Genomic DNA, 23725 nt, shown 5'->3' with positions numbered 1-23725 from the left:
ACATTCTACTTCTTCGAAGCCTCTTCTTTGGTCGCAACGACCTTCATCACACCGTTCATGATCCGCCAGTGACCGGGGAAAGTACAGACATACACGTACTCGCCGGGCTGCGTCGGGGCCACAAACTTCAATGATGTACTTTCATCCGGGTTGATCAGTTTCGTGGCGATAATCACCTGCGGAATTTCGGGTACATAACTTTTGTACACGGCATCCGGGCGCGTGATCATCGCGTCGGCGGCTTTGCCGATCGCTTCGAGCGACTTCGGCTTTCCGATCACGAAGTTGTGCTGCATCTGATCCGGGTTTTCGATCTGCACTTCTACCGGCTGGCCGGCTACAACGGTAAACTCCTTCAGGTTGAACTGAAGCTTCTCCGTCACCGTCTTCAGCTTCACGACCTGGAGATTGGGATCTACTTTGTCGTCGTCCGACTTCCGCAGGCCCATCACCTGGCTCAGCTCGTTCAGGGCTTTCTGGTTATCGGACGAAAAGCCCTTTTCCAGACTTGCCAGCAGCGCGGCGTCTGTCTCGGTCGGCGTCAGTTTCCGCTTCGGATCCCAGCCGCGCTTCAGGCCGGCGAGGATGGCACGGGTATCGCTGTCGTTCAGGCCGTTCAGGAGGGTGAGGTATGAGCGAACGGTTGCGTCGTCCTGCGTGGCGGCGTAACCCCGCGACGCGTTTTCCAGTACCCAGCCGGTCAGGTTTTGCAACGGCTGATAGGCAATGGTGTACCGGAAGCTGTTGTTGTTGTCGTTGTTTTCGGAGATTTTGTTTTCAGGATCGGCATTGACCGTGATGACAAAGTTCCCCGGAACGTCGGAGTTGAAACCCATACCCCCTACCCAGGGGCCGTTATTGCTTTCATTGATCACCGCCTTTTCGCCCGGCGCCAGTCCTTTTACAAAGGTGTAGCTCACCCAGTTGATCGTCAGGTTCGGACCTTCGGCACGGATGGCCAGCTCGATCGGCGTACCGTTCGGGATGGCTGCCGAGCCGCGGTTTTCCACTTCCACCCCAAACCGGATACCTTCCCGGACCGTCGGTTTGGCGTTGGAAGCTTTGACAGCCGTCACAACGACATCGGCTTTCGGACCCGTGGATGCCGCCTTTTCCTCTCCGTGGTTCATCGCGTGATGGCTGTGATCCATCCCGGCAGCGGCGGCAGCCGGAGCGGCTTCCGCACCCTTGCGAGGCGCCTGAGCGATGAATTTCTTCAATAGTGCCGCATCGTTCGCCGTAAATACAGATGTCAGTGCGTCCGGCAGCCAGCGATCCGAGACGAAAGAAGCCTTGCCAAGTGCCGTCGTCACCGCTTTCTCTACTTCCGGCGTCACCGGTGCATCGGCGAAAGCCAGCAACGTTTGCAGGGATACCAGCGGCTCGGCGTCGTTAAGCGCATTCACAGCAAGCAGTTTCGATACCGTCGCGGCGTTGCGCGGCAATACCTGAACAGCCGTTTTCCGGACCGGGGCCGACGGGTGCTGAAGTGCTCCCTGCGCAGCGGCAAGTGCCTCGGCGTTCGAGCCGTCGAGTACTCCGAGGCCCTGAAGCGCCCACAAGGCGTGAATCGCGCCGGGGTTTGAACCGATCTGGTCCAGTGAGGTATTCTTCACCAGGGCAATCAGTCCCGGAACGACATCCTTCTTATTCCGTTCAACAATCATGCGTTGGGCCGTCTGCCGCCAGAACATATTGTTGTTCGCCAATGTCGCAACCAGCTCTTCCGGCCGGTCTTTCGACAGGCTCAGCGGGCGGTAGGCCGGCGCCTGTTTCCAGGCGAGGCGGTAGATACGGCCGTGGCTGTTGTCGCGCAGGTCAGTCTGATATGCATTTCCTGCCCCGTTTGAAAATCCTTTCGGCGTCGGGTTGTGCTGGATAATGAAGCTGTACCAGTCGATGACCCACACTGCGCCGTCCGGGCCGGTTTCGGCGAATACCGGCGCAAACCATTCATCTGCTCCGGCAATCAGGTTGAAATCGTTCTTGTCGTGGTAATCCGTACCGCTTTTTTCCAGGGTATTGAGGTGGACGATGTGCCCGGTAGGCTCCGCGACAAACGCCACTTTATTCCAGTATTTTTCCGGGAACGCGCGAGCGGTATAGAAGTTATGCCCGGCTGCAGCGGTATAGCCTCCAAACACGTCCACCTGCCGGATACGCGTCAGTACTTTCATGTCCTTGTGCGTGTCCGTACTGCGGCCGCCGCGGAGGCGCAGTTTTTCCCAGCCCATAAGATACCTGTTGGGGATGGCCATGTACCAGCCGTGATCATTGTTGGCCGTCGACCCGAAGAGGTTTCCCGTTTCGTCAAAAGCAAGGCCCCAGGTATTGTTCGACGTCCCCGTCAGGTATTCCAGTTCAGAGCCGTCCGGCCGGAACCGGAAAAAGCCCTGCCCGAACTGGTGCTTTTTGCCCCCTACGGTTCCGTTGAAGCCGGAATAACCGATACAGGCGTAAATCCAGTTGTCAAAACCATAGTGCAGGTTGCTCGGCCCGGCGTGGGTATCACTCGTTCCGAAACCGGTCATGAGTACTTTCCGGACGTCGGCTTTGCCGTCGCCATCGGTATCCTTCAGGAAAAGCATATCCGGTGCCTGGGAGACGATAAATCCGCCGTCATAGGCCGTTAGACTCGTCGGAATACTCAGGTTTTCGGCGAAGCGGGTATACTTGTCGGCTTTGCCGTCTCCATTGGTATCCTCGCACATAAGGATGTAGTCTTTTCCGCCGGCATCTTTCCGTTCGTTCGGATAGTCAAGTGTGACAATCACGAAAAGACGGCCCTTTTCATCCCACGTCATTGCAATCGGATGCTGGACATTCGGCTCCTGCGCAAAGAGGTTGAGCGTGAAGTCCGGATGAATCTGAATATGCTTCATGGATTCTTCCGGAGACAGGGGCTCCTGCTCCAGCTGAGGTCCGGGGCGCCGCTCGTAGTTCGGCAGGTTCGCTTCGTGGAAGGCAAACGGCGCCGGGCTCAGCGTCTTCAGGAGTTGGCTCACCTGATCGCCCACGGCCCACTTAATGCCTTTTTCCATCAGATCGTGGAAACCGGGCTGGTTCCAGGTAATCTGATCGTGGCCGTAGGCGGTGTAGAATACGCGCCCCTTGCCGAAATTCCGCACCCAGGTATAGGGCTCAGTCGTTTTGCCGGGTTTGTCTTTGGCTTGTTTGGCGTCGATAATCCGCTCGGTCAGTACGACGTTGTCCGCCGCCAGTTTGGAGTGAAGGTAGGTCTCGTCTACCGTCTTGAATTTGTTGGCGCCGAAGATCGCCGGGTGATCCGGCTTCGCCCAGACCGGCTGAATGGTATCCCAGCCGTGTTTCCAGAACTGCCCGCCAACCATCTGGTTGACAAATACATCGGAATTCCGGAAACACCAGGAGGCGCAGTGAACGGCGATCATACCTTTTCCGCCTTTCACGAAATCGATCATCGCTTTTTCCGGCGCCGGCGGAATGCTATCCCAGTTGGCAAATACCAGCAACCCGTCGAATTTCGACAGGTACTCCGGGTTCAGGTCTTCCAGCTTATCCGTATAGGTGAGGTTGATACCCCGGTTACCCAGACCGGCCATGAGCAACGGCGCCATCTGAATCGGGCGGTGATGGCCGTTATCGCCGAGAAACAGAATCTCGATCCGCCGGCCTGCGGTGTTTTTGGCGGACGAAGCGGGTTGCCGCGTACAGTACGTCAGCGTCAACAGGCAGACGGCCGCCAGCACCGCGAGAATTTTCTTCATAGTGAATCAGTTTTTGCAATCGAACGAACAGGATGGTTTCAGACAACAGGATGACATCGGAAGCCGAAACCATCCTCTTCAAACAGATCAAGCCTTCTCGAAATCCGGGAGATACAGGATCTTGCCTCCCTGGAGGGCCGACTCATGCGCCAGGATACCAACGCTGGTCCACTCGGCAGACTGCACCGCGTTCGGGAACGGGTCACGGTCTTCCACCAGCGCCGTCAGGAATTCATTCACCAGGTGCGGGTGCGAGCCGCCATGCCCCGCTCCCTGCGTAAAGCTCAGGTGGGTATTGTCGGCGATGTCATAGACACCTTTCGTCGTAAAGTCCTGTATTTCAGCAGGCAGGTAATGTGCAAAATCGGGAACCGTCACCCGCTCCGGGATCTCGTGCTCCTCTTTCTTCGCGGTATGGATCACCGCTTCTTCTCCTTCGATCAACGGCCATTCAAACGACTTCTTTGATCCGTATACCTCGAAGCTCTCGCGGTATTGCCGGGCCGTATCAAACAGCGAGCGGTATACATAGGCCGCCAGGTCGCTGTCCCGGAACTTGATATGAGCCGATTCTACTGCAAAAGGAGAATTGTGGATAGCAGCGAGGTCTTCGCTGATCGTCCCCGAACCAAAGCACGAAACATATTCGGGGCGGGATTTCAGCAAACCGGCCACCGGACCCACGCAGTGCGTCGCATAGTGCATCGGAGGGAGGCCGGGCCAGTAATCCGGCCAGCCTTCCATGTCCTGCTGGTGGCTGGCTTTCAGGAATTGTACCTTCCCGAGCTCGCCTTTTTCATATAAATCCTTGACAAACAGAAACTCACGGCTATATACCACGGTCTCCATCATCATGTATTTCTTGCCGGATTCCTTGCAGGCTTTGACGATTTCGAGGCAGTCTTCCACAGACGTTGCCATGGGTACCGTACAGGCTACATGCTTGCCTGCGCGGAGCGCCTTCAGGCTTTGCTCGGCGTGATTCGGAATCGGGGAATTGATGTGTACGGCATCGATATTCGGATCCTTCAGCAGTTCGTCGTAATCCGTGTAGCGTACGTCCACACCGAAGGCATCGCCAATGGCATTGAGCTTCTCGGGCGTACGCTGGCAGATCGCGTACATGTTCGCATTCGGATGACGCTGATAAATGGGGATAAATTCTGCCCCGAAGCCGAGGCCGACAATCGCAATGTTGATTTTCTTTGACATACGAAGTTGAGTTGTAATCAGTTATCTGACGAGGCTCGCCCGGCGGGGTTCCCATTCACCCTGAATAAAGGCCAGGCCGTCCCGCATAAGCTGCTCTTCTGAATCAAACATTTTGCGCCAGATATTGGCAGCGGTCAGTTTCGGGCTGAAAGCTTCGATACTCAGCCATCCCTGGTAATCGATATCCGTAAGCGCCTGGAAGACAGAGTCCCAGGGGACGTGTCCTTTACCCGGCGTCGACCGGTCATTTTCCGACAATTGCACGAATGCGATGCGGTCGCCCATGTTCCGGATGCAATCGCCGAGGTTTTTCTCTTCAATATTGGCGTGGAAGGTATCAAACATGATCCGGCAGGCGGGGTGATTGACGTCGTCCACGAAACGAACCAGCTCTTCGCCGCAGCTCGTGAGGTAGAGCTCAAACCGGTTGAGGTACTCCAGTCCGAGTACCACGCCCTGCTGCTGTGCATATTCCGCGAGGTTGTAAATGCCTTCTACGCCCCGCTTCCACTCTTCCCCGGTGGCCGGAGCGCCGGAAAATACCCCCAGTGCGGAGTGAAACGGCCCCATCAGGTGCGGTGCGCCGAGGAGCGCAGCGCAGTCGATGCACCGCTTCAGGTGCTCCAGCGCATGGGCACGCACGGCCGCATCCGGGCTGATGAGGTTGGTATCTGCGCCGCAGAAGGTATCCGCCTGCCGCTGCAAACCGAGCTCGTCAAGCTTCTTTACCCACGGCTCCCAGGAAGCAGGGTTCGTATCAAAAATGGGAATCTCCACGCCCCCGAAGCCGATCTCTCTGATCTTCTCCAGGGTCGGGAAAAACGATGGATTCAGGTCGTTGCCCCAAAGGAGCAGATTCATGCTGTAGATCATGATGCAATTTTATTAGGGAAAAATGATAAAAACTCCGTCCGTTTTGACCATCAGTTACTGAATTTTGACCTATTTTGCAGAAGCCAGTCTCCTATTGTATCAAAATAAAGAATACCCCTGCTATGAGGTCAGCTTTACGGAAATCCATCGAAAATCAGGTCGCTTCCTTTACCATGCAGGAGCTGGTTGCGCCGCACTTCGACCCGAACTGGCACTTCCACCCTCATTATCAATTATTTACAGTCATAGAAGGTACCGGAACGCGGTTTATCGGCGACAATATCCAGCCGTTCGAACCGGGCGATACCGTTTTTCTCGGTCCGAATATTCCGCACCTCTGGCGGAGCGACCCATCGTACTTCCAGCAGGGTTCGGTCCTTCAGACGCGGGGCGTGGTTGTTTATTTTACGGAAGACTTTCTGGGAAATGATTTCTTCTCCCGACCGGAAATGCACGTCCTCCAGGGATTTTTCGCCGAGTCGGTCCGGGGATTTGAAATTCAGGCAAGCTATCGTGACAGTGTCCGCGAAAGCATGTTCAACTTACTCAAAGCCAATGGATTTCAGGCTATTCTGCAGTTATTGACTTTGCTGGATGAGCTGTCGCAATCGCCCGATTGCCAGCCGATTGCGAGCTTCGGGTATGTCAATAACCACAAGGTTTCGGAAACGGAGCGCATGCAGAAAGTGCATGACTATGTGCTCGATCATTTCCGGCAGGATATCCGGCTGGATGAAGTGGCTTCGCTCGCGGGGATGAGCTCGTCAGCCTTCTGCCGGTATTTCAAGACCCGGACAAACCGGACGTTTTCGGAATTTGTCAGCGAAGTGCGCATCGGCTATGCCTGCAAGCTGCTGATCGAAGGAAAGAGTACCGTCACGCAGATATGCTATGAAAGCGGCTTCAACACGATATCCAACTTCAACCGCCAGTTCAAAGACGTGACCGGCATGACACCGGCGCAGTACCAGCGGGCGTACAGGTAGGCGGTCGGCTTTCGGCAATCAGCTATCGGCTTTAAGCTGTAGGTGATAGGCCTTAGGTCGTGGCGACGCATGTCTGACGCCTGTTGGGTAGTCGAATTACTTTTCTGATAATCAGTATTCTATAAAGTACTTTCCGGAAATCCGGCTCCCGACCTCCTGCCTATAGCTTATCGCCTACAGCTTAAAGCCGAAAGCTGATTGCCGAAAGCCGACCGCCGATAGCCCCAACAAAAAAGCGGACGATTACCCGCCCGCTCTTTGCTATCAGTCACTCCCTACGACTCAGGAGTGCATCGTTTGTTTTTCGAGATCGAAGAGCTCTACCAGGTATTCGGCGAGCTGGTCCTGATCGCCGCGGCGACAGGCATTCTTGAGGCTGACCGCCGGCGACCGGAGAATCCGGTTGATGATGTTGGCGGTGAGCTTGTCAAATTTCTCTGCTTCTGCCGGCGTCAGGTTTTTCAGCTGACGGGACAGCTCTTCCTTGCGGATCTGATCCAGCGCATTCTTGAACTTTTGAAGCGTCGGAGAAATCGACATTTCTTTTGACCAGTCTTCGAATCCGGCCATCGCCTCGTCCAGAATCTGGTGGACCTGAGGAACGGCCTCAAGCCGCTTCTGCAACGCCGCATTCGCTTTCGACTGAATATCGTCGATCGAATACAGCAACGTCCCGGGTACTTCCTCCGCCTCCTGCTCCACACTTCGGGGAACAGACAGATCAATGAAGTACTTGAACGTCAGAATATTAAGGTTTTCTACAAATTGCTTCGTAAAGAGCGGTGTATCCAGGCGCACAGACGACACGATGACGTCGGCATGAGCTACTTCCGCTTCCAGGTTTTCCCACTCTGCCACGCGGTAATCCTTCCCTTCGGCGAGGTTCTCGGATTTGGCACGGGTACGGTTCAGCAGGGTAATCTGGGCAAACTGCTTGTCATCCAGGTTTTTTACTACATCCGAACCGATTTCCCCAAGCCCGACGATCAGTACTTTCGGCAGGGTATGGTTACGGGTCAGGTCCTCGATGAGTTCAACGGCTGCATAGGAAACAGAAGCGGCTCCGTCACGGAAGCTGGTTTCCTGAGCAACCCGCTTGCTCGAGAAGAAAATGGTGTGCATCAGGCGGTGAAGGAACGGACCGGCAACGTCGACATCGGCCGACCACTGGTACGCATGTTTTACCTGATTCGGAATCTGAAGATCACCGACTACCTGAGAATGCAGGCCCGTCGCTACCTCAAACAAATGACGGACAGCCAGACGCTGATCGTCCATCACCTCAAAAAGCGGAAGAAGTTCTGCGGGATTTTCAATACCCTTCTCGATCGCGAGCAGCTTGATGATCTGCTCCGCGAACGAATCCGCCGAAGTGTAGTATACTTCCGTGCGGTTACAGGTCGAAACCACGAGAATGTCCTGAAAACCGAACATTTCCTTCAGTTTCAGGGAAAATGTCTTTGCTTCGTTCTCGTCAACAGCGACCTGCTCCCGGATAGAAAGGGGGGCCGTTTTATACGATAAACTGATTGCTCGAAACGTATTAGTCATCTCCTTCACGAAAATCACACAAAAGTACGACAGGATAACCCACACTCCTCTGCGAAAAATCCCTTTCCGAACTATTTAGAATCTTTCAAAATTGCTTGAGCAGGACAGCTCATTTTTCGGAAACAAGATTAACGTGTATCAAAAGGCCAGCCAATGATTTTTGTCACTTTGGGACGAACATCCTGACATTTGGGACATAAACCGGCCCCATACCCTCTGCCACAAGCTCAGAAGAACGTGGCGCGCAATACGCGCCACGTTGCCTGACCTGACGCTATTGTCCAACTATTTGCCCTTTCAGGCCGCCGAGAATGGTCAACAGTTCTGTTTTCTCCTGCGAGGGCACGCTGTTCTTGTCAAGTGCTTTGACAAGCTCGTTGACGAGGGCGGTAAACTCATCGTCGGTAATTTTCATCCCTTTGTGGGCCGTCATCATGTCTTTTCCCATGTACTTTTCCGGGCCGCCCGTTGCCTGACCGATCTGATTGATCAGGTTGTTGACGAGGTTGTTCGCGCGGGTGGGATCGCCTGCTTTGGCAGCATCCACAAGCGGCTTGAACGTCCGGAGCAGTTTGGAATTCGCAGTCTGGGTTTCCGCTACGACGTTGCCGGCAAAGTCGTTGACCACCTTGGTAATGGCAGCATTACCGCCCAAACGGGTATACAGAGACGGTGTAGCGGGCGTGTCGTCGTTTTTCTTACATGAAGAGAAGGTGAGGGTGCCTGCCACCAACAGGGCAAGCGGGAGCATACGTTTGAACATTGTCGTAACAAGTTAGAATTGAAAAAGAAAAGGTTTGGGTAATAGCGCCCCTCCGCCCGGCTTTGCAACCGGGGGCAGGTATTCCGGACAACCGGAATGGTCAGTAATATTCGGAGAAGAACTTCCGGACGCTGAGCGCGAACTTCAGGCGGTTTATTTTTTCGATGTACGAAGCCGGAACGGGGCATTGCGGCCCGGGATCACCCTCCCAGGTCTTCCATTGAGGCGCGGCAAGCCGAAACATCCCCTCCTGCGTGAACGCCTGACGCAGACGGTCTTCGCCTACTTCGTCCGGGTTATAGCTGAGAATGGCAAACTGATTCTGCGGATTGATATTGCAGGAATGAACACCGGAAATACGAAGCAGCCGGTCGTCCAGCATGCTTGCCTGATCAGCCGTCTTCAGTCCGACGACCTGATAGGATGCCCAGGCTACAGGTGGAAAATAAGCCGACAAAGGAGGTTCCTCCCAATTGGCCCAGACAACTAATCCCAGAAATGGCAGCAGGAAAATGAGCAGGATCCATCGGATCCGTTTGGAAAGCGGTTTCATGATTCAAAAGGTGTGTGGTTCGTTGTTAATTCAATAGCAGACCACGACACCCCGCCGCATACTGGCAGGCCGCTGAACAGACCGGAACGTTTGTATAAAGGCAGGGTATTTATGGACTCTGCTATATTTACGTCACGTTTTTTTCGTTGGTTTTCTCAGTATGAAAAATAGTATTGAAAGTACCCGACCGGCAGGAACAAGCCGCCCGGAAAGCAGGAAAGGAAGCTTGTCCGCGCGGATGCTGTCGGGGGATTTATACCAGCAGAAGAACCAGGTCAAAGTCGGGATCCTTGTCATCCTCCTGCTCTTTTCGGGGGGATGGTTCTATTACACCCAATCGCTTATTGCCAAGCTTGAAGCGCACGAGGAGGAAGAAGTCAAGCTCTATGCGGAAAGTATGGAGTACGCCCTGACCAGCCCGCTCGATACCGACCTGAATTTTTTCATGGATAAGGTCGTCAAAGCCAATACCGAAATACCGGTTATCATTGAGTATCAGGGCCAGTACCAGGGAAAGAACCTCGTCGTTCCGAAGAATACTGACGAGCGCGCTTTTCTGAAAGCCAAAGCAGAGGAATTCCGGACGCTGCATCCTCCGAAAGAATTCAATGGCGGTTTCGGCAAAGGGTATGTATACTTCAGCCACTCCTTCCTCTTCACGCAGCTTCAGTATTATCCGCTGGTGATGTTTCTGGGCTTGCTCGTTTTCGGATACCTCGCCTACCTCGCCTTCAGCGCCGCCCGGCGGTCGGAACAAAACCGGGTATGGGTAGGCCTGGCGAAAGAAACAGCACATCAGCTGGGTACGCCGCTGTCGGGCCTGAAAGGATGGGTCGAGTACTTCAAAACCGATCCCGACCGCTATGAACCGGAGTTTGTGCTGGAAGTGGAGAAGGACGTCGAGCGGCTCGAAACCATCACGGCCCGCTTCTCCAACATCGGCTCGGTACCTACGCTGACGCCCGAACCCCTGGCGCGGCACATCGAGCAGTTCGTCAATTACCTCAAGCGGCGGGTCTCTTCCAAAATCCGCTGGGAAATTGTCAATGAGCTGCCGGAAGGCAAGCTGGTACCCGTAAACCGCTATCTTTTTGAATGGGTCATCGAAAACCTCTGCAAGAATGCCGTTGATGCAATGGAAGGTGTCGGCGAATTGCACATCCACCTTCATCAGAAAGGCGATCAGGTAATCCTCGATATCCGGGATTCAGGAAAAGGTATCCCGAAATCCAACTGGAAGAGTGTCTTCAATCCGGGTTTCAGTACCAAAAAGCGCGGCTGGGGATTGGGGCTTACCCTGGCCAAACGGATCATTGAGAATTACCACCGCGGAAAATTGTTCGTCCGCGCTTCAGAACCCGGAAAGGGAACGACCTTCCGGATTTCCATTCCCGAAAAAAACTAAAAGGAGCGGCTTGCGGGCCGCTCCTTTTTTATTGATTTACGACTACCTGCGTCGTGGATATTTCGTTACTGACGTTTCGGGCTCTGTCCATGATTTTGATCTTGAACGAAAGGGTATCGTTTTTCGGGACGGTCCCGGGGTAGATCAGAATAGCCCGGGAAAGCGTTCCTTCTATCGGCCCGATTTTGTTATCGTCGCGCAGCCGGGGAAAGTTACCGGAGTTTGATATTGTTTGTGATATCTCCACCGGTGCGCCTTTTACCTGACGAAAGGTACGTACCTGATAATTATAGGTAGTTTTATAGAGGAGAGAATCTTCCTTCAGGGTGGAAGATACGCCGAGGTCCCCGTCTCCGTCCTGAAACTTAACTGCGATGACGAGCGAGTCTGTCTTGTTTCCGAAGCCGTCCAGCTTGGTGTTCTTCGAAATGCTTTCGAAGGTGATCACCGGGACATTATCGAAATGCGGCTCGGGCGTACAACTGTAAAACCCGATACCGGCGGACAAAAGGGCTAATACCAAAAATAAACGTTTCATAGGAACCTTACTCTTTTCTGTACTGTCATAAACGGCAGAACCGGCTGAAAGTTACACAACAGCGGTGGTAAATTGTTTATGTTTGCGCGGTATGGTTTGCCGCTTTTCCCATTCTTCGTTTCCATGTTGTATCTGAATCAGTTGAAAAACCGGGTCCTGTCCGTCACCGAATCCTCGTTTGACGACCTCTGCCTCGCTATTTTTCAGTTTCAGGCCAGCCAGAACCCCGTTTACCGGGAATACCTTTCCCATCTGCGTATTTCCCCGGCTTCGGTCCGGACGGTAACGGAGATACCTTTCCTGCCGATTGAGTTTTTCAAATCGCATGAAGTCGTCAGCACCCGCGAGCCCGCCCGTGTGGTTTTTGCCAGCAGCGGCACTACCGGGCAGATTACCAGCCGGCATTATGTTTCCGATCCTGATTTTTACGATGCCGTCAGCGAACAGATATTCCATCGTTTTTACGGTCCGCTGACCGACTACCATATCCTGGCCCTCCTTCCCTCCTACCTAGAGCGGAACAATTCCTCTCTGGTACATATGGTCCGGTATTTTGCTGAGAAAACCAGGTCCGAACATTCCGGGTTTTACCTCCATAATACCGATGAGCTGCTGGAACGGATGCAGGTTTTGCAGCAAACGGGCGACCGGAAAATTCTCCTCATCGGCGTCACTTTCGCCCTGCTCGATCTGGCGGAAGCCGAACCGGCTATTTCGGGAGACCGGCTCATCGTCATGGAAACAGGCGGTATGAAAGGCCGGCGCCGGGAGATGCTGCGGGAAGAAGTACATGAAATACTGACCGGCGCCTTCCACGTTCCGGCTATTCACTCGGAGTATGGCATGACGGAGCTGCTTTCACAGGGGTATTCCGCCGGCGAAGGGCTGTTTCACCTGCCGCCGGGTATGCGCGTCATTCTCCGGGATGTGAACGATCCTTTTACCTATTATACCGACGGCAGCGTGCGGGCCGGGGGTGTCAACGTCATCGACCTGGCCAATGTAGATTCCTGCTGTTTTCTGGAAACAAAGGATTTGGCCAATTCCGGTCCTGACGGCTCCTTCCGGATTCTGGGGCGATTCGACAACTCCGATATCCGCGGCTGTAACCTGATGGTACTCTAACCCGATAAGGCTATGCGTTTTCTGATTCGCCTGCTGCTGCTTGTACTTGTCGTCGCCGGAATTATCTGGGGATGGGAAGAAGTGAAATCCAAAAAATGGCTGTCCTTCGGCGACACGCCGGAGATCAGCTCCAATCATTCCCTGGTGCTGAAGGAAATCACGTCGCTCGGAAAACTGGAGCTGGTCCGCTATAACTTCCGGGATGTTGTGGACCAGCAGATTACCCGCCAGTACCTCCCGGATGCCAAGGCATTGCTGATCATCCAGGGAGAAGCCGTAGGCTGTCTGGACCTGACGCATATGACGGTAGCAGATCTGGGCGAATCCCGGGATTCACTCATTATCCGGCTACCCGACCCCGAAATTTGCGTTGCTCGCGTAGACCACTCGAAATCAAAGGTTTACAATACTGAGTTTGCGTTTACGGACGAAGCTCTGCTCATTGAAGAAGCCTTTAAGAAAGCCGAAACCCAGGTAGCGCAATCGGCCATCGATATGGGTATTCTGGACCAGACAAAGCAGAATGCAGAGAAGATACTTCGCCCGATGCTGGAGAAAGTGTCCGGGAAAAAAGTATTGCTCCGGTACCGGATGAAAGGAACGATTGAAAATCCGAAATGATATGACGCGTGTCGTTATTGTGACGGGAGGCGCGCAGGGAATCGGGCTGGTACTGACCCAATGCCTCCGGAAAGAAGGATTTGCTGTTTCGGCCTGGGATACAGACGAAGAAGCCCTGGCGGAAGCCAGACGGGAAAGTGACGCGCTGTTCCTTTCCTGCGATGTCAGTCGGGAAAACGAAGTCGCGGATGCGCTCGCCGCGACGATTGCCCGCTTCGGGCAGATAGACGCGCTCGTAAACAACGCCGGTATCGGTGTCCGGAAATCTCTTTCGGAAATTTCGCTGGAGGAGTGGAACCGGGTACTTGCCGTTAACCTGACGGGGCCTTTTCTCTGTGCCAAACATGCAGAGCCCTATCTCCGGCAAACAAAGGGGGTCATTATCAACCTCTGCTCGACGCGGGCCTTCCAGTCGGAGCCGGATACGTTTCCCTATACAGCTTCGAAAGGCGGTGTCTGGGCATTGACACACTCACTGGCGGTCAGTCTCGGCCCGGATATCCGGGTCAACGCGATATCGCCCGGGTGGATTGATGTTTCACCGTATCAGAAAGCTTCGCATCGAAAGCCGGAAGTACTCCGGCCGGAAGATCACAGCCAGCATCCGGCGGGGCGTGTCGGCACACCGGAAGACATCGCGCGGATGGTCCTGTTCCTGCTGAATCCGGAAAACTCCTTCCTGACGGGTCAGAACTTTACGGTCGACGGCGGCCTGACCCGAAAAATGATCTACCTCGAATAAACAAAAAGCCCCGCCTCATTAGGCAGGGCTTTGAAAGGCTTAATCTTCTTTTCCGTCGTCGAGTACGTTCGGTTCGAGCGTATCGACCAGCGCTGATTCATCTCCCCGTACTTTCTCTTTGATTTTGGCTTCGAGTTCGTCGAGCAGTTCCGGATTGTCCTTGAGCAGGTCTTTGACGGCGTCGCGTCCCTGACCGAGGCGGTTGCTGTCGTAGCTGAACCAGGAACCGGATTTCTTAACGATGTCAAGTTCAACGGCCAGGTCCAGTACTTCGCCTACTTTCGAAATGCCTTCTCCGTACATGATGTCGAATTCAACAACCTTGAACGGAGGGGCCAGTTTGTTTTTCACGACTTTCACACGGGTACGGTTCCCGGTGATGCTGTCGGGTCCTTCCTTGATCTGACCGGCGCGACGGATATCGAGGCGGACGGAAGCGTAGAACTTCAGTGCATTACCGCCCGTCGTCGTTTCGGGGTTACCGAACATGACGCCGATCTTTTCCCGCAGCTGGTTGATGAAAATACAGCAGCAGGAGGTCTTGTTGATCACCCCGGTCATCTTCCGGAGTGCCTGGGACATGAGGCGGGCCTGGAGACCTACCTTCGAATCGCCCATGTCTCCTTCGATTTCCGCTTTCGGAACGAGAGCTGCAACAGAGTCAATAACAATAATGTCAATGGCTCCGGACGAAATGAGGTGTTCGGCAATCTCAAGTGCCTGCTCCCCGTTGTCGGGCTGGGCGATCAGGAGGTTACCGGTATCGATACCAAGTTTTTCAGCGTACGTCCGGTCAAAGGCGTGTTCCGCATCAATAAAGGCAGCCAGGCCGCCCTTCTTCTGCGCCTCCGCGATGCAGTGCATGGCGATGGTCGTTTTACCGGATGATTCAGGTCCATAGATCTCGACAACACGGCCCCTGGGTACCCCTCCGATGCCTAATGCCAGGTCGAGGCCGAGCGAGCCGGTCGAAATAACCGGAACGTCCAGCACTTTCGCGTCCGACAATCGCATGACCGTCCCCTTGCCGTAGGCCTTATCCAATTTTTCAATGGTCGTCTGCAGAGCCTTTAACTTTTGGCTGGCATCCGTGCCGTTTTGCTGTGCCATGTATCAAAAAACGAGCTATTGAGTGAATATTTTGTCCTAAAAGTAGTGGCTTCCGGGCGAAATTCCCAACCAAACACCAAAAAATCTTACCGGAATTTCCAAAAATTGAGGAAGCGGCAACAGGTAAAACTACCATTCAATCTGTACTTACACTTAAAAAATACAGTCCGGCAGACTTGTTACGTTAAAGTTACGGCCGGTAGCCGATCTTTGATGCCATGAAACGATTTCTTGCGAAAGTATTCCTCTTTTTTGTCGTCTCCGCCGGCATTCTGGCCATTTGGCAATGGGATTGGGTTACCTACGGATGGATGCAATTATCGGGCGGAGCCCGGGTTATTCTCGATGCACGCCCGGTCGAAGATGTACTCGCCGACACCTCCGTTCCCGATTCCATCAAAGCCAAACTCCGCCTCATAGAAGACATACGCCGCTTCGCCATCGATTCCATCGGTCTCAGTAATACCCCAAACTACCAAACCTACTACGACCAGCACGGCAAACCGATCTGCTACGTACTGACCGTCGCCGAGAAGTATGCGCTCCGGGGTGTGGATTTTTCCTTCCCTGTTATCGGTTCCTTTGCCTACAAGGGTTTCTTCGACAAAGATCGTGCCAATGCGGAAGAAAAAGTCTGGCAGACAAAGGGTTATGATACGGAAGTCGGACCCGTCTCTGCCTATAGTATGCTCGGCTACTTCCGCGACCCGATCCTTTCCGGGATGCTCCAGCTCCCGGAAGGCCGCATGGCCAACATGCTGATGCACGAAATGACCCATGCGACACTCTTTGTCAAGGATCAGCATGAATTCAATGAAAACCTGGCCAATTTCGTGGGCGACTACGGCGCCGAACGGTTCCTGGCACATCGTTTTGGCATACATTCTCCCGAGTACCGCCGCTATGAGCAGGGAAAAATCTTCCGCGAACGCTATATCCGGCATTTCAACCGCGGGAAAGACCTGCTCGACAGCCTGTACCGGGGCTTCGGTCCGTCGTTACCTGTAAAAGACAAGGAATTTCGGAAACAACAGCTTATCGGACAGATACTGCGGACGACCGATACACTTTATCGGGACCTCGATCAGGTACGGCGCCGGCAATGGGACGACGACGAACGTCCGAACAATGCCTTTTTTATCGGATTTTCGACCTACAACGCCCGGCGTAACGAATTTGAAACGGAATTCAAGAATCGCTTTCACGGAGATTTCCGGCGGTATTTCGTCTATCTCCGATCAAAATATTCCGGGCTGCGGGACTAAATCCATCACCATCCTGTTGGTACAACTCCCGAAAACGCTTATCGTTGCACTGCCCGAAAACCTTCCCTGAAACTAGTTCCATGAAGAAGTTCACAACCGGCATATACATGAAATGGGCGTTGGCGGTCCTCCTACCGGGCATGCTTTCCTTCCAGCAGCCTTCCGAGGCTGATAATCAACCCGTTAGCTTTTCAACCGGCGAACACCTCGAATACCGTGTCCACTACGGTTTTCTCAACGCGGCCGAGGCCATCGTCGATGTCAGCGACAAATTCCACCGGGTCAAGGGTAAGACCTGCTACCGGGTGACGGCCGTTGGTCGTACCACCGGCGCATTCGACCTCGTAACGCGCGTCCGGGATAGCTGGCAGTCATACATCGATACCCAGACGCTGATGCCTTCCGAGTTTTACATGAAACAGCAGGAAGGCCGCTACTTCAAGGAGCAACGCATTTCGTTCGACCAGGGCGGAGATAAGGTAGTCTCGGCTACCAAAGGCAAGAATTCACCGGAGGAATACAAGGAGTTCAAGGCGCCCGACAAGCTTCATGATGTCATCAGCGGGTACTTCTTCCTCCGGACGATTGATTTCGGCTCGATGAAAGAAGGACAGGTCGTGACGGTGAAAGCTTTTTATGACAACGAATTCTACGACCTGCGCGTCAAATATGTCGGCAGAGAGACCATCAAGACCAAATTCGGGAAGCTGAATACCCACCGAATTATTCCGCAAATGCCGAAGAATGAGCTGTTTGACGGAAAAGACGCGATTCGTATCTGGGTTTCAGACGATGTCAACAAGGTACCGGTCAAGGTGGAGTTTGATCTCATGGTCGGTGCCGTGGCCATGGATCTCCGGTCCTACAAAAACCTGAAAGAGGAATTTCACTGGCAATAGCCTTAGCGGCTGAGGCGCTGCTTCCATTTCCATAACCCGTTGATCCAGCGGGGAAGGCGGTTGGCCCGTATTTCGTAGTATGGAGCCCGATCTCCTCCAAAACTGGCGTAAAAGCCGGAAATAGCTTCCACCGGCGCGCTTTCAAAGTCAAAATACCCGGATGTTCCGGCGTGCTCCTGCAAAAACAGGTCAATCAGAAAGGTGCGGGCATTGCCTTTTCGCCCGGTGGGCGTGGCGGCATTGAAGAGATAGAGTGTCCGCCCTTTCCAGGTAACAAACCAGCCGCCCGCTTCTTTCATACCTTCCCGCTCGGCGTACCAAAGCGCAGAGAGGCCTCGCTTTTCAGTTTCTGTAAACAGTATTTCCAGCAGTGCATAAGCCTGCTGATCCGCACCGCCTTCGATTCCGGCTTCGTGATTTTCTTTGAAAAAAGAGCCCAGCGTGGCTATTTCCGTTCCGATAACGCGCTCCCAACCCTGTTTCCCTGCCCGCTGGAGGTTCATTTTCCGGTCGCGGTTGTACCCGGCGCGGATGGTATCGATGGATTGTTCGAGCGGGATCAGATGCGTCGCAAACGGCGTGAGCCTTCCATACGGCCAGGACACGGGAGCGGGGGGATACTCCAGCGATAAACTGGCCACAAAACGGTAACGGCGCAGTAATTCCGGGAGAAAGGACGCCGCCCGCTCGTCGTTCACACGCCCGTACACGCTCAGGAACTGACAAAACAGGGGCTGATGAACGAAGCGAATGCCGTACTTCTGCCGTACCGGGAGGGGTAAAACAGCCGCATATTCCCCGTTTTCAACCCAGACAAGGCAATCCCAATCGGGCGAAACAATATCGAGCCACCACGACAAACCATAGATGGTTCCGTGCGGAGAAGCTTCCACACAGGCATCGTAAGCGCGGGTGTCAAGTCGGGAACGACGCAATAAACGAAACATAATTGCCCGGGAACAAGGCTCAGTTCTTCTTCCCGAAATTCTTCTGAAGATCCAGCAACTGATTCCGCACGTCCTTGTTGTGCTCTTTCAGTTCGGAGATGGTCTGAATGGCGTGGATAACCGTCGAGTGATCGCGGCCTCCAAAATGGTATCCGATCGACTTGAGGGAGAGATCGGTGTAATCTTTGGCAAAAAACATCGCCACCTGCCGCGGGAAAACAATTTCCTTCTTGCGGCTCTTGCCCTTCATATCCTGAAGCGAAACGCGGAAATGCTGCGAGATCGTCTCCATAATGGTTTCGATGGTGACTTCCCGCTCCGAATCCTGTACGATGTTCCGGAGGACCTGGCGGGCCAGGTTCATGTCGATCTCCCGGCGCAGCAGGGTAGCCTGCGCGATCAGGGAAACGATCACGCCTTCCAGCTCGCGTACGTTGGTATCGATGGAGTGAGCGAGGTATTCGACTACTTCGTAATCGATGTCGACACCGTCGCCGTGAAGTTTTTTCAGGATAATAGCGATCCGCGTCTCCAGATCAGGCGTCTGAAGATCCGCCGAAAGGCCCCACTTAAACCGCGACAACAGACGGTCCTGCAATCCCTGAAGGTCTTTCGGGGGACGGTCGGACGTCATGATAATCTGCTTGCCGGTCTGGTGCAGGTGGTTGAAAATATGGAAGAATGTCTCCTGCGTCCGCTCTTTTCCGGCGAGGAACTGAACGTCGTCAAGGATGAGTACGTCGACCTGCAGGTAGAAATTGGTAAAGTTCTGGATCGAGTTGTTCCGGACGGCCATCACGAACTGGTTCATGAATTTTTCCGTCGAAACAAACAGCACAAACTTACCGGAATTGAAGGCCTTGATCTGGTTTCCGATGGCCTGAGCAAGGTGAGTCTTGCCCAAACCGACGCCGCCGTAAATCAGCAGGGGGTTGAACGACGTCACACCCGGTTTCGAGGCCACAGCCTGCCCGGCCGAGCGGGCGAGGCGGTTGCAATCTCCCTCGACGTAGTTTTCGAAGGTATAGATCGGGTTGAGGTAGGACGTCAGTTCGAGTCCATCCAGATCGGGCAATTCAAACGGGTTCCGGAGCTGTTCCGGCTCGGAAGGGCGCTTCGCCGGAGGGGCCGGCGCCTGGGGAGCAGGACGCTGGTTGGGTACTGTATAGCCCATGGGCGGCTTTTTATCATCGCCCCTGTCCACAATCACCGAGTACTCCAGCATACCCTGCCGGCCGATCGCATGATCAATAGCCCGGCGCAGAATATGCACGTAATTTTCTTCCAGCCATTCGTAGAAAAACTCGCTCGGTACCTGGATCGTCAGGGTAGCACCGACCAGACGCGCGGGCACAATCGGCTCGAACCAGGTCTTATAGCTCTGGTCGGGCACGTACTCACGTATGATCCGTAAACATTCCTGCCAAACGGATTTGGCATCTCTGACGACAGTCTGCAAGGCTATTTCAGGCTGGATTTTTCATAAGGGGAGGCAAAGATAAATATTCGTGTCTGCCTCGGAATAGTCTTCCGGTAAATTCACCAAAAAAAATTAAGGTTATTATTTTTCGGACACGTTCCGGACAAATTAGGGATTTTCCCGGTAAATCGGAAGGGCGAGTCATTCACCGATTCTGTTTTCTCCCGATAGGCCTGTCTCCCGTAATCATCTGTTAATATGGACTCTTTTTCCGCTTTCGGTTCTTTTCCACCTACTACCCGCGCAGCGTGGGAAGCCCAGGTACAACGGGAGCTGAAAGGGCAGGACGCCGACCTGACCTGGCAGCCTGACCCCTTCCTGCACCTGGCGCCGTACTACACCGCGGAAGACGCGCAGGCCGTTCCGGCGGCAGCGATTCGGGCGGCTCAACGAAACGCTACAGGTTGGGAATACCGGGCACTGATCCCCGTTTCAACCGAAGAAGACGCGCGGCTGGCAGCCCTGGCGGCCCTTCAGGAAGGCGCAACGGCGCTTGAATTTGTGCTGCCCAGCCGGCCCGTGCAACTGACACGCCTGTTGCAGGGACTGAAACCCTCCGATACGCCGCTCTATTTTTCCGGTGCGGCCGACTACCTGGAATTGGCGGATGCCCTCGGTCGCCTTTTTTCATTTCAGTGGAAAGGTGGTTTCGGCAGTCTGCCTGCGGGAGACCTGTCCGGTTACGAGGCAGGTCTTCTTCACAAAACCGCCGGCTCTCCCGGTTTCCGGACGTTTCGCTTCCGGCTGGAAACCCACGCGTCGCCGGTGGAACGGCTTGGCACCTTCCTCCTGGATTTTGTGCGGTGGCTCGATCGCCTCACTGACGCCGGGCTGGACGCCGGACTACTCTTCCGAAAAACGGAAATAGCGATTGATCTAAGTCCTTCTTTTTACCTGGAAATCGCGACAATCCGCGCCCTCCGCTACTTAACCTCGCTGGTAGCTGACGGCTATGGGGTTTCGGAGCGGTTGTTTATCCACGGAGTACCGGCGGCTCCTGTTCCTGCTGCCGGCAGCGAATCTTTCGATGACCTTCTCCGGGCCGGTTCGGAATCGGTCGCAGGGATTATCGGGGGGCTGGACGCACTATCCGTACTTCAGTCCGAAGATGTTTTTTCGAGACGCATCGGAACCAATATTTCGAATCTGCTGCGGGAAGAAAGCCACCTCGGACGCGTAGCCGACCCGGCTGCCGGCAGCTGGTTTCTCGAAAAACTCACGTGGGAAATAGCCCGGAATGCCTGGGAATATTTTTTGTCCGGTCTGGCGGGCGGCGATTAGGATATCCTTAAAAATGCCGGTGCCTGTTAGGAGAATTTCGCCGGAGACTTTAGTTTGGGTCGTCCAAACCCCATAAGCATGCTCCGTTCCCTATTCGCCCTTATCCTGCTTGGCCTCACTTCCTGCGTACAGATTCAGTCCAATACCCGCTCGGGGCAACTGCCTTCGTTCCGGAAAATGCTGGTTGTACTCGAACGCCCGCAAGACGAAGTCCGGGAATCCCGGCAACTGCTGAAAGAATGCCCCGAAGGCTACACCCTCTGCACGGTCTCCTACCACCCGACATTGTCGTTTGAAGACCTTCCCGAATTTGTCCGCAAACAAAACGAAGCCTGCCAGGCACAGGCGACGCTGATTATCACCCGGATACCTTTTGCTGCGCGGGACTATGCCTATACCGCCGGACACGGTACCGGATACACCTTCCAGCTGGAGCTGCAATCCCTTCCGGATGCCCTGCCCATCTGGAAAGCCCGGATCGCTTCTCAGACGGAAAAAATACCCGCCCGGGCGATTTTCCGTAAATTGCAGCAAGACGGCCTTCTCCGATAATTCCGAATGCTACCTGATTTCCGGCATATCCATACCCTGTCAACCGGGCAACCCGCTTCCGGCCCCGCCTGGGATGCGGGACTACCTCCTTTTCTACGTGGTCCGTACGCAACTATGTACGTTCGCCAACCGTGGACTATACGGCAATACGCAGGTTTTTCCACAGCGGAAGAATCAAATGCTTTTTACCGTCGTAATCTGGCTGCCGGACAGAAGGGATTATCGGTAGCCTTCGACCTGGCTACTCACCGCGGATATGATTCGGATCATCCGCGGGTGACCGGAGATGTTGGTAAGGCCGGCGTCGCCATCGACAGTGTTGAAGACATGAAAATCCTCTTCGACCAGATTCCGCTCGATACCATGTCGGTTTCGATGACGATGAACGGGGCGGTCATTCCCATTCTTGCCTTTTACATCGTGGCGGCAGAAGAGCAGGGCGTACGGCCGGAGCAGCTTTCAGGTACTATTCAAAATGATATCCTGAAAGAGTTCATGGTCCGGAATACCTACATCTACCCGCCGGAGCCGTCGATGCGCATCATCGCCGACATTTTCGGGTACACGAGCAGGCATATGCCGCGGTTCAATTCCATCTCCATTTCCGGATACCACATGCACGAGGCCGGTGCGCCGGCTGCGCTGGAACTGGCCTTTACCCTGGCCGACGGCTGGGAATATGTCCGGACGGGCGTCAAAGCCGGCCTGGCTATCGACGATTTTGCTCCCCGGCTTTCCTTTTTCTGGGGAATCGGGATGGATCTGTTCACCGAGATCGCCAAAATGCGGGCAGGGCGGCTCCTTTGGGCGCGCATTATTCAGACCTTCGGCCCGAAAAACCCGAAGTCAATGGCGCTGCGTACACATTGCCAGACGTCCGGCTACTCGCTGACGGAACAGGACCCGTTCAACAACGTCACCCGGACGCTCGTTGAAGCAATGGCAGCGGTATTTGGCGGGACGCAGTCGCTCCACACCAATTCCCTGGATGAGGCGTTGGCTCTCCCGACCGATTTCTCGGCGCGCATTGCCCGCAATACGCAGCTTTTTCTTCAAAAGGAAACGGATATTACCCGCGCAGTAGATCCCTGGGGCGGAAGTGAATACGTCGAAAACCTGACGCAGGAACTCGTTGAAAAAGCCTGGAAGCAGATTGAAGAAGTAGAAGCCCTCGGCGGCATGTCCCGGGCGATTGAAACCGGTCTTCCCAAGCTCCGCATCGAAGAAGCTGCCGCCCGGAAACAGGCGCGCATCGATGCCGGCAAGGACATCATCGTGGGCGTAAACCGCTTCAAAACGGATGAGAAGGCAGATATTCCACTTCTCGAAGTCGACAACCAGGCCGTCCGCGAGCAGCAATTGGAGCGGCTCCGCCAGGTACGGGCTTCCCGAAACCAGCAGCAGGTAGAGGCCGCTCTGGCGCGGCTTGCTGCCGCAGCCGCCGGTTCCGGCAATCTGCTCGAAGCCGCAATTGACGCCGCCCGTGTCCGGGCGACGCTCGGGGAAATCTCCTCGGCCCTGGAGCAGGTCTTCGGGCGACATAAAGCACTCATCCGGACCATTTCCGGTATATATGCAGCAGAAGTGAGCGACGACGAAAATTTCCGGCTGGCGCGGCAGCTCGCCGACGAATTTGCCCGCGCCGAAGGGCGCCGGCCCCGTATTCTGGTCGCAAAAATGGGGCAGGACGGGCACGACCGCGGCGCCAAGATCATCGCCACGAGCTTCGCCGATCTCGGGTTCGACGTAGATGTGGGACCTTTGTTCCAGACACCCGCCGAAGTGGCGATGCAAGCCGTCGAAAACGACGTACACGTCATTGGCGCGTCGTCTCTCGCCGCCGGGCATAAGACGCTCATACCCGAACTGATCGCTGAGCTTAACCGGCTCGGCCGGCCGGATATTCAGGTCGTTGCGGGAGGCGTCATCCCGCCGCAGGACTATGCCTTCCTCGAGGAGGCCGGCGTCAAGGGTATCTTCGGCCCCGGAACGGTGATTTCCATCGCTGCCCAGCAGATACTCAGGACCCTGCTCGACAGTTGAGGTCAGATCCCCGTTATTCCGTAAAATCTTCTG

Annotated in this window: 20 protein-coding genes; 10 read left to right on the top strand and 10 right to left on the bottom strand. The window is 54.6% G+C overall.

Annotation, left to right across the window (positions count from 1 at the left end; all coding sequences use genetic code 11):
* Window positions 1–5: 5 nt before the first annotated feature.
* From BLR09_RS20160 to BLR09_RS20150, 3 genes are all read right to left on the bottom strand, one after another.
* Window positions 6–3746: a PVC-type heme-binding CxxCH protein gene (locus BLR09_RS20160; protein ID WP_093207253.1), complete on the bottom strand. Its 3741-nt coding sequence runs from the start codon at window positions 3744–3746 to the stop codon at window positions 6–8.
* An 87-nt stretch (window positions 3747–3833) separates the two neighbouring features.
* Window positions 3834–4958 (bottom strand): Gfo/Idh/MocA family protein, encoded by a 1125-nt coding sequence (locus BLR09_RS20155; RefSeq protein WP_093207250.1) that lies wholly within the window; start codon window positions 4956–4958, stop codon window positions 3834–3836.
* A gap of 21 nt (window positions 4959–4979) precedes the next feature.
* A complete protein-coding gene (locus BLR09_RS20150) occupies window positions 4980–5819 on the bottom strand; it encodes a sugar phosphate isomerase/epimerase family protein (protein WP_245689967.1) in 840 nt (279 codons plus the stop codon).
* 134 nt (window positions 5820–5953) lie between these two features.
* On the opposite strand from BLR09_RS20150, the gene BLR09_RS20145 reads away from it, so the two are divergent.
* Window positions 5954–6817 carry an AraC family transcriptional regulator gene (locus BLR09_RS20145; protein WP_093207246.1) on the top strand — a complete coding sequence of 288 codons (864 nt, stop codon included), beginning with the start codon at window positions 5954–5956 and terminating at the stop codon, window positions 6815–6817.
* Between the two features lie 282 nt (window positions 6818–7099).
* Here BLR09_RS20145 and hemA read toward each other — a convergent pair whose 3' ends face one another.
* The 3 genes from hemA to BLR09_RS20130 form a co-directional block, all read right to left on the bottom strand.
* Window positions 7100–8368: a glutamyl-tRNA reductase gene (gene hemA, locus BLR09_RS20140; protein ID WP_093207243.1), complete on the bottom strand. Its 1269-nt coding sequence runs from the start codon at window positions 8366–8368 to the stop codon at window positions 7100–7102.
* Between the two features lie 274 nt (window positions 8369–8642).
* Complete coding sequence (locus BLR09_RS20135) at window positions 8643–9131, bottom strand: group I truncated hemoglobin (protein WP_093207241.1); 489 nt, start codon at window positions 9129–9131, stop codon at window positions 8643–8645.
* A gap of 100 nt (window positions 9132–9231) precedes the next feature.
* The gene (locus BLR09_RS20130; RefSeq protein WP_093207238.1) at window positions 9232–9684 is read right to left on the bottom strand and encodes a hypothetical protein; all 453 of its coding nucleotides are present in this window, start codon (window positions 9682–9684) and stop codon (window positions 9232–9234) included.
* Between the two features lie 160 nt (window positions 9685–9844).
* Between BLR09_RS20130 and BLR09_RS20125 the strand changes: the two genes are divergently transcribed.
* A complete protein-coding gene (locus BLR09_RS20125; RefSeq protein WP_245689966.1) occupies window positions 9845–11089 on the top strand; it encodes a sensor histidine kinase in 1245 nt (414 codons plus the stop codon).
* A 28-nt stretch (window positions 11090–11117) separates the two neighbouring features.
* Here BLR09_RS20125 and BLR09_RS20120 read toward each other — a convergent pair whose 3' ends face one another.
* The gene (locus BLR09_RS20120) at window positions 11118–11627 is read right to left on the bottom strand and encodes a hypothetical protein (RefSeq protein ID WP_093207236.1); all 510 of its coding nucleotides are present in this window, start codon (window positions 11625–11627) and stop codon (window positions 11118–11120) included.
* A 123-nt stretch (window positions 11628–11750) separates the two neighbouring features.
* Between BLR09_RS20120 and BLR09_RS20115 the strand changes: the two genes are divergently transcribed.
* From BLR09_RS20115 to BLR09_RS20105, 3 genes are read left to right on the top strand one after another with little or no spacing between them, the layout of a single operon-like run.
* Entirely contained in the window at window positions 11751–12752 is a 1002-nt protein-coding gene (locus BLR09_RS20115) for a phenylacetate--CoA ligase family protein (RefSeq protein WP_093207233.1), read from the top strand.
* 12 nt (window positions 12753–12764) lie between these two features.
* Window positions 12765–13373, top strand: a complete 609-nt coding sequence (locus tag BLR09_RS20110; RefSeq protein ID WP_093207231.1) for a DUF4230 domain-containing protein — start codon at window positions 12765–12767, stop codon at window positions 13371–13373.
* 1 nt (window position 13374) lies between these two features.
* A complete protein-coding gene (locus tag BLR09_RS20105) occupies window positions 13375–14115 on the top strand; it encodes an SDR family oxidoreductase (RefSeq protein ID WP_093207228.1) in 741 nt (246 codons plus the stop codon).
* A gap of 39 nt (window positions 14116–14154) precedes the next feature.
* Here the strand turns inward: BLR09_RS20105 and recA are convergent, their stop codons facing one another.
* Window positions 14155–15225: a recombinase RecA gene (recA, locus tag BLR09_RS20100; RefSeq protein ID WP_093207226.1), complete on the bottom strand. Its 1071-nt coding sequence runs from the start codon at window positions 15223–15225 to the stop codon at window positions 14155–14157.
* A gap of 218 nt (window positions 15226–15443) precedes the next feature.
* On the opposite strand from recA, the gene BLR09_RS20095 reads away from it, so the two are divergent.
* Together BLR09_RS20095 and BLR09_RS20090 are read left to right on the top strand one after the other, a co-directional pair.
* Window positions 15444–16490, top strand: a complete 1047-nt coding sequence (locus BLR09_RS20095) for an aminopeptidase (RefSeq protein WP_093207223.1) — start codon at window positions 15444–15446, stop codon at window positions 16488–16490.
* A gap of 80 nt (window positions 16491–16570) precedes the next feature.
* Window positions 16571–17389: a DUF3108 domain-containing protein gene (locus BLR09_RS20090; RefSeq protein WP_245689965.1), complete on the top strand. Its 819-nt coding sequence runs from the start codon at window positions 16571–16573 to the stop codon at window positions 17387–17389.
* A gap of 2 nt (window positions 17390–17391) precedes the next feature.
* On the opposite strand, the gene BLR09_RS20085 is transcribed toward BLR09_RS20090, so the two are convergent.
* Window positions 17392–18336: a GNAT family N-acetyltransferase gene (locus BLR09_RS20085; protein WP_143011168.1), complete on the bottom strand. Its 945-nt coding sequence runs from the start codon at window positions 18334–18336 to the stop codon at window positions 17392–17394.
* A gap of 19 nt (window positions 18337–18355) precedes the next feature.
* Window positions 18356–19795, bottom strand: coding sequence for a chromosomal replication initiator protein DnaA (gene dnaA, locus BLR09_RS20080; RefSeq protein WP_093207217.1), 1440 nt, complete (start codon window positions 19793–19795; stop codon window positions 18356–18358).
* A 219-nt stretch (window positions 19796–20014) separates the two neighbouring features.
* On the opposite strand from dnaA, the gene BLR09_RS20075 reads away from it, so the two are divergent.
* From BLR09_RS20075 to scpA, 3 genes are all read left to right on the top strand, one after another.
* Window positions 20015–21097 carry a methylmalonyl-CoA mutase family protein gene (locus BLR09_RS20075; RefSeq protein WP_093207215.1) on the top strand — a complete coding sequence of 361 codons (1083 nt, stop codon included), beginning with the start codon at window positions 20015–20017 and terminating at the stop codon, window positions 21095–21097.
* 78 nt (window positions 21098–21175) lie between these two features.
* Window positions 21176–21649, top strand: a complete 474-nt coding sequence (locus tag BLR09_RS20070; RefSeq protein ID WP_093207212.1) for a hypothetical protein — start codon at window positions 21176–21178, stop codon at window positions 21647–21649.
* 6 nt (window positions 21650–21655) lie between these two features.
* Window positions 21656–23692, top strand: coding sequence for a methylmalonyl-CoA mutase (scpA, locus tag BLR09_RS20065; RefSeq protein ID WP_093207209.1), 2037 nt, complete (start codon window positions 21656–21658; stop codon window positions 23690–23692).
* The last annotated feature ends 33 nt before the right edge of the window (window positions 23693–23725 follow it).

Origin of the sequence: Siphonobacter aquaeclarae, assembly GCF_900103285.1 — a bacterium.
GTDB lineage: Bacteria > Bacteroidota > Bacteroidia > Cytophagales > Spirosomataceae > Siphonobacter > Siphonobacter aquaeclarae.
This window is presented reverse-complemented; position numbering and strand designations above follow the sequence as displayed.

Bases quoted from the DNA above. Each gene is read 5' to 3' on its own strand.
- BLR09_RS20115 (WP_093207233.1), top strand. From the start codon at position 11,751: ATGTTGTATCTGAATCAGTTGAAAAACCGGGTCCTGTCCGTCACCGAA.
- BLR09_RS20070 (WP_093207212.1), top strand. From the start codon at position 21,176: ATGCTCCGTTCCCTATTCGCCCTTATCCTGCTTGGCCTCACTTCCTGC.
- BLR09_RS20130 (WP_093207238.1), bottom strand. From the start codon at position 9,684: ATGAAACCGCTTTCCAAACGGATCCGATGGATCCTGCTCATTTTCCTG.
- BLR09_RS20145 (WP_093207246.1), top strand. From the start codon at position 5,954: ATGAGGTCAGCTTTACGGAAATCCATCGAAAATCAGGTCGCTTCCTTT.
- BLR09_RS20110 (WP_093207231.1), top strand. From the start codon at position 12,765: ATGCGTTTTCTGATTCGCCTGCTGCTGCTTGTACTTGTCGTCGCCGGA.
- BLR09_RS20160 (WP_093207253.1), bottom strand. From the start codon at position 3,746: ATGAAGAAAATTCTCGCGGTGCTGGCGGCCGTCTGCCTGTTGACGCTG.
- scpA (WP_093207209.1), top strand. From the start codon at position 21,656: ATGCTACCTGATTTCCGGCATATCCATACCCTGTCAACCGGGCAACCC.
- BLR09_RS20095 (WP_093207223.1), top strand. From the start codon at position 15,444: ATGAAACGATTTCTTGCGAAAGTATTCCTCTTTTTTGTCGTCTCCGCC.
- BLR09_RS20085 (WP_143011168.1), bottom strand. From the start codon at position 18,336: ATGTTTCGTTTATTGCGTCGTTCCCGACTTGACACCCGCGCTTACGAT.
- BLR09_RS20105 (WP_093207228.1), top strand. From the start codon at position 13,375: ATGACGCGTGTCGTTATTGTGACGGGAGGCGCGCAGGGAATCGGGCTG.
- BLR09_RS20075 (WP_093207215.1), top strand. From the start codon at position 20,015: ATGGACTCTTTTTCCGCTTTCGGTTCTTTTCCACCTACTACCCGCGCA.
- BLR09_RS20150 (WP_245689967.1), bottom strand. From the start codon at position 5,819: ATGAATCTGCTCCTTTGGGGCAACGACCTGAATCCATCGTTTTTCCCG.
- BLR09_RS20125 (WP_245689966.1), top strand. From the start codon at position 9,845: ATGAAAAATAGTATTGAAAGTACCCGACCGGCAGGAACAAGCCGCCCG.
- BLR09_RS20135 (WP_093207241.1), bottom strand. From the start codon at position 9,131: ATGTTCAAACGTATGCTCCCGCTTGCCCTGTTGGTGGCAGGCACCCTC.
- BLR09_RS20090 (WP_245689965.1), top strand. From the start codon at position 16,571: ATGAAGAAGTTCACAACCGGCATATACATGAAATGGGCGTTGGCGGTC.
- recA (WP_093207226.1), bottom strand. From the start codon at position 15,225: ATGGCACAGCAAAACGGCACGGATGCCAGCCAAAAGTTAAAGGCTCTG.
- BLR09_RS20155 (WP_093207250.1), bottom strand. From the start codon at position 4,958: ATGTCAAAGAAAATCAACATTGCGATTGTCGGCCTCGGCTTCGGGGCA.
- hemA (WP_093207243.1), bottom strand. From the start codon at position 8,368: ATGACTAATACGTTTCGAGCAATCAGTTTATCGTATAAAACGGCCCCC.
- BLR09_RS20120 (WP_093207236.1), bottom strand. From the start codon at position 11,627: ATGAAACGTTTATTTTTGGTATTAGCCCTTTTGTCCGCCGGTATCGGG.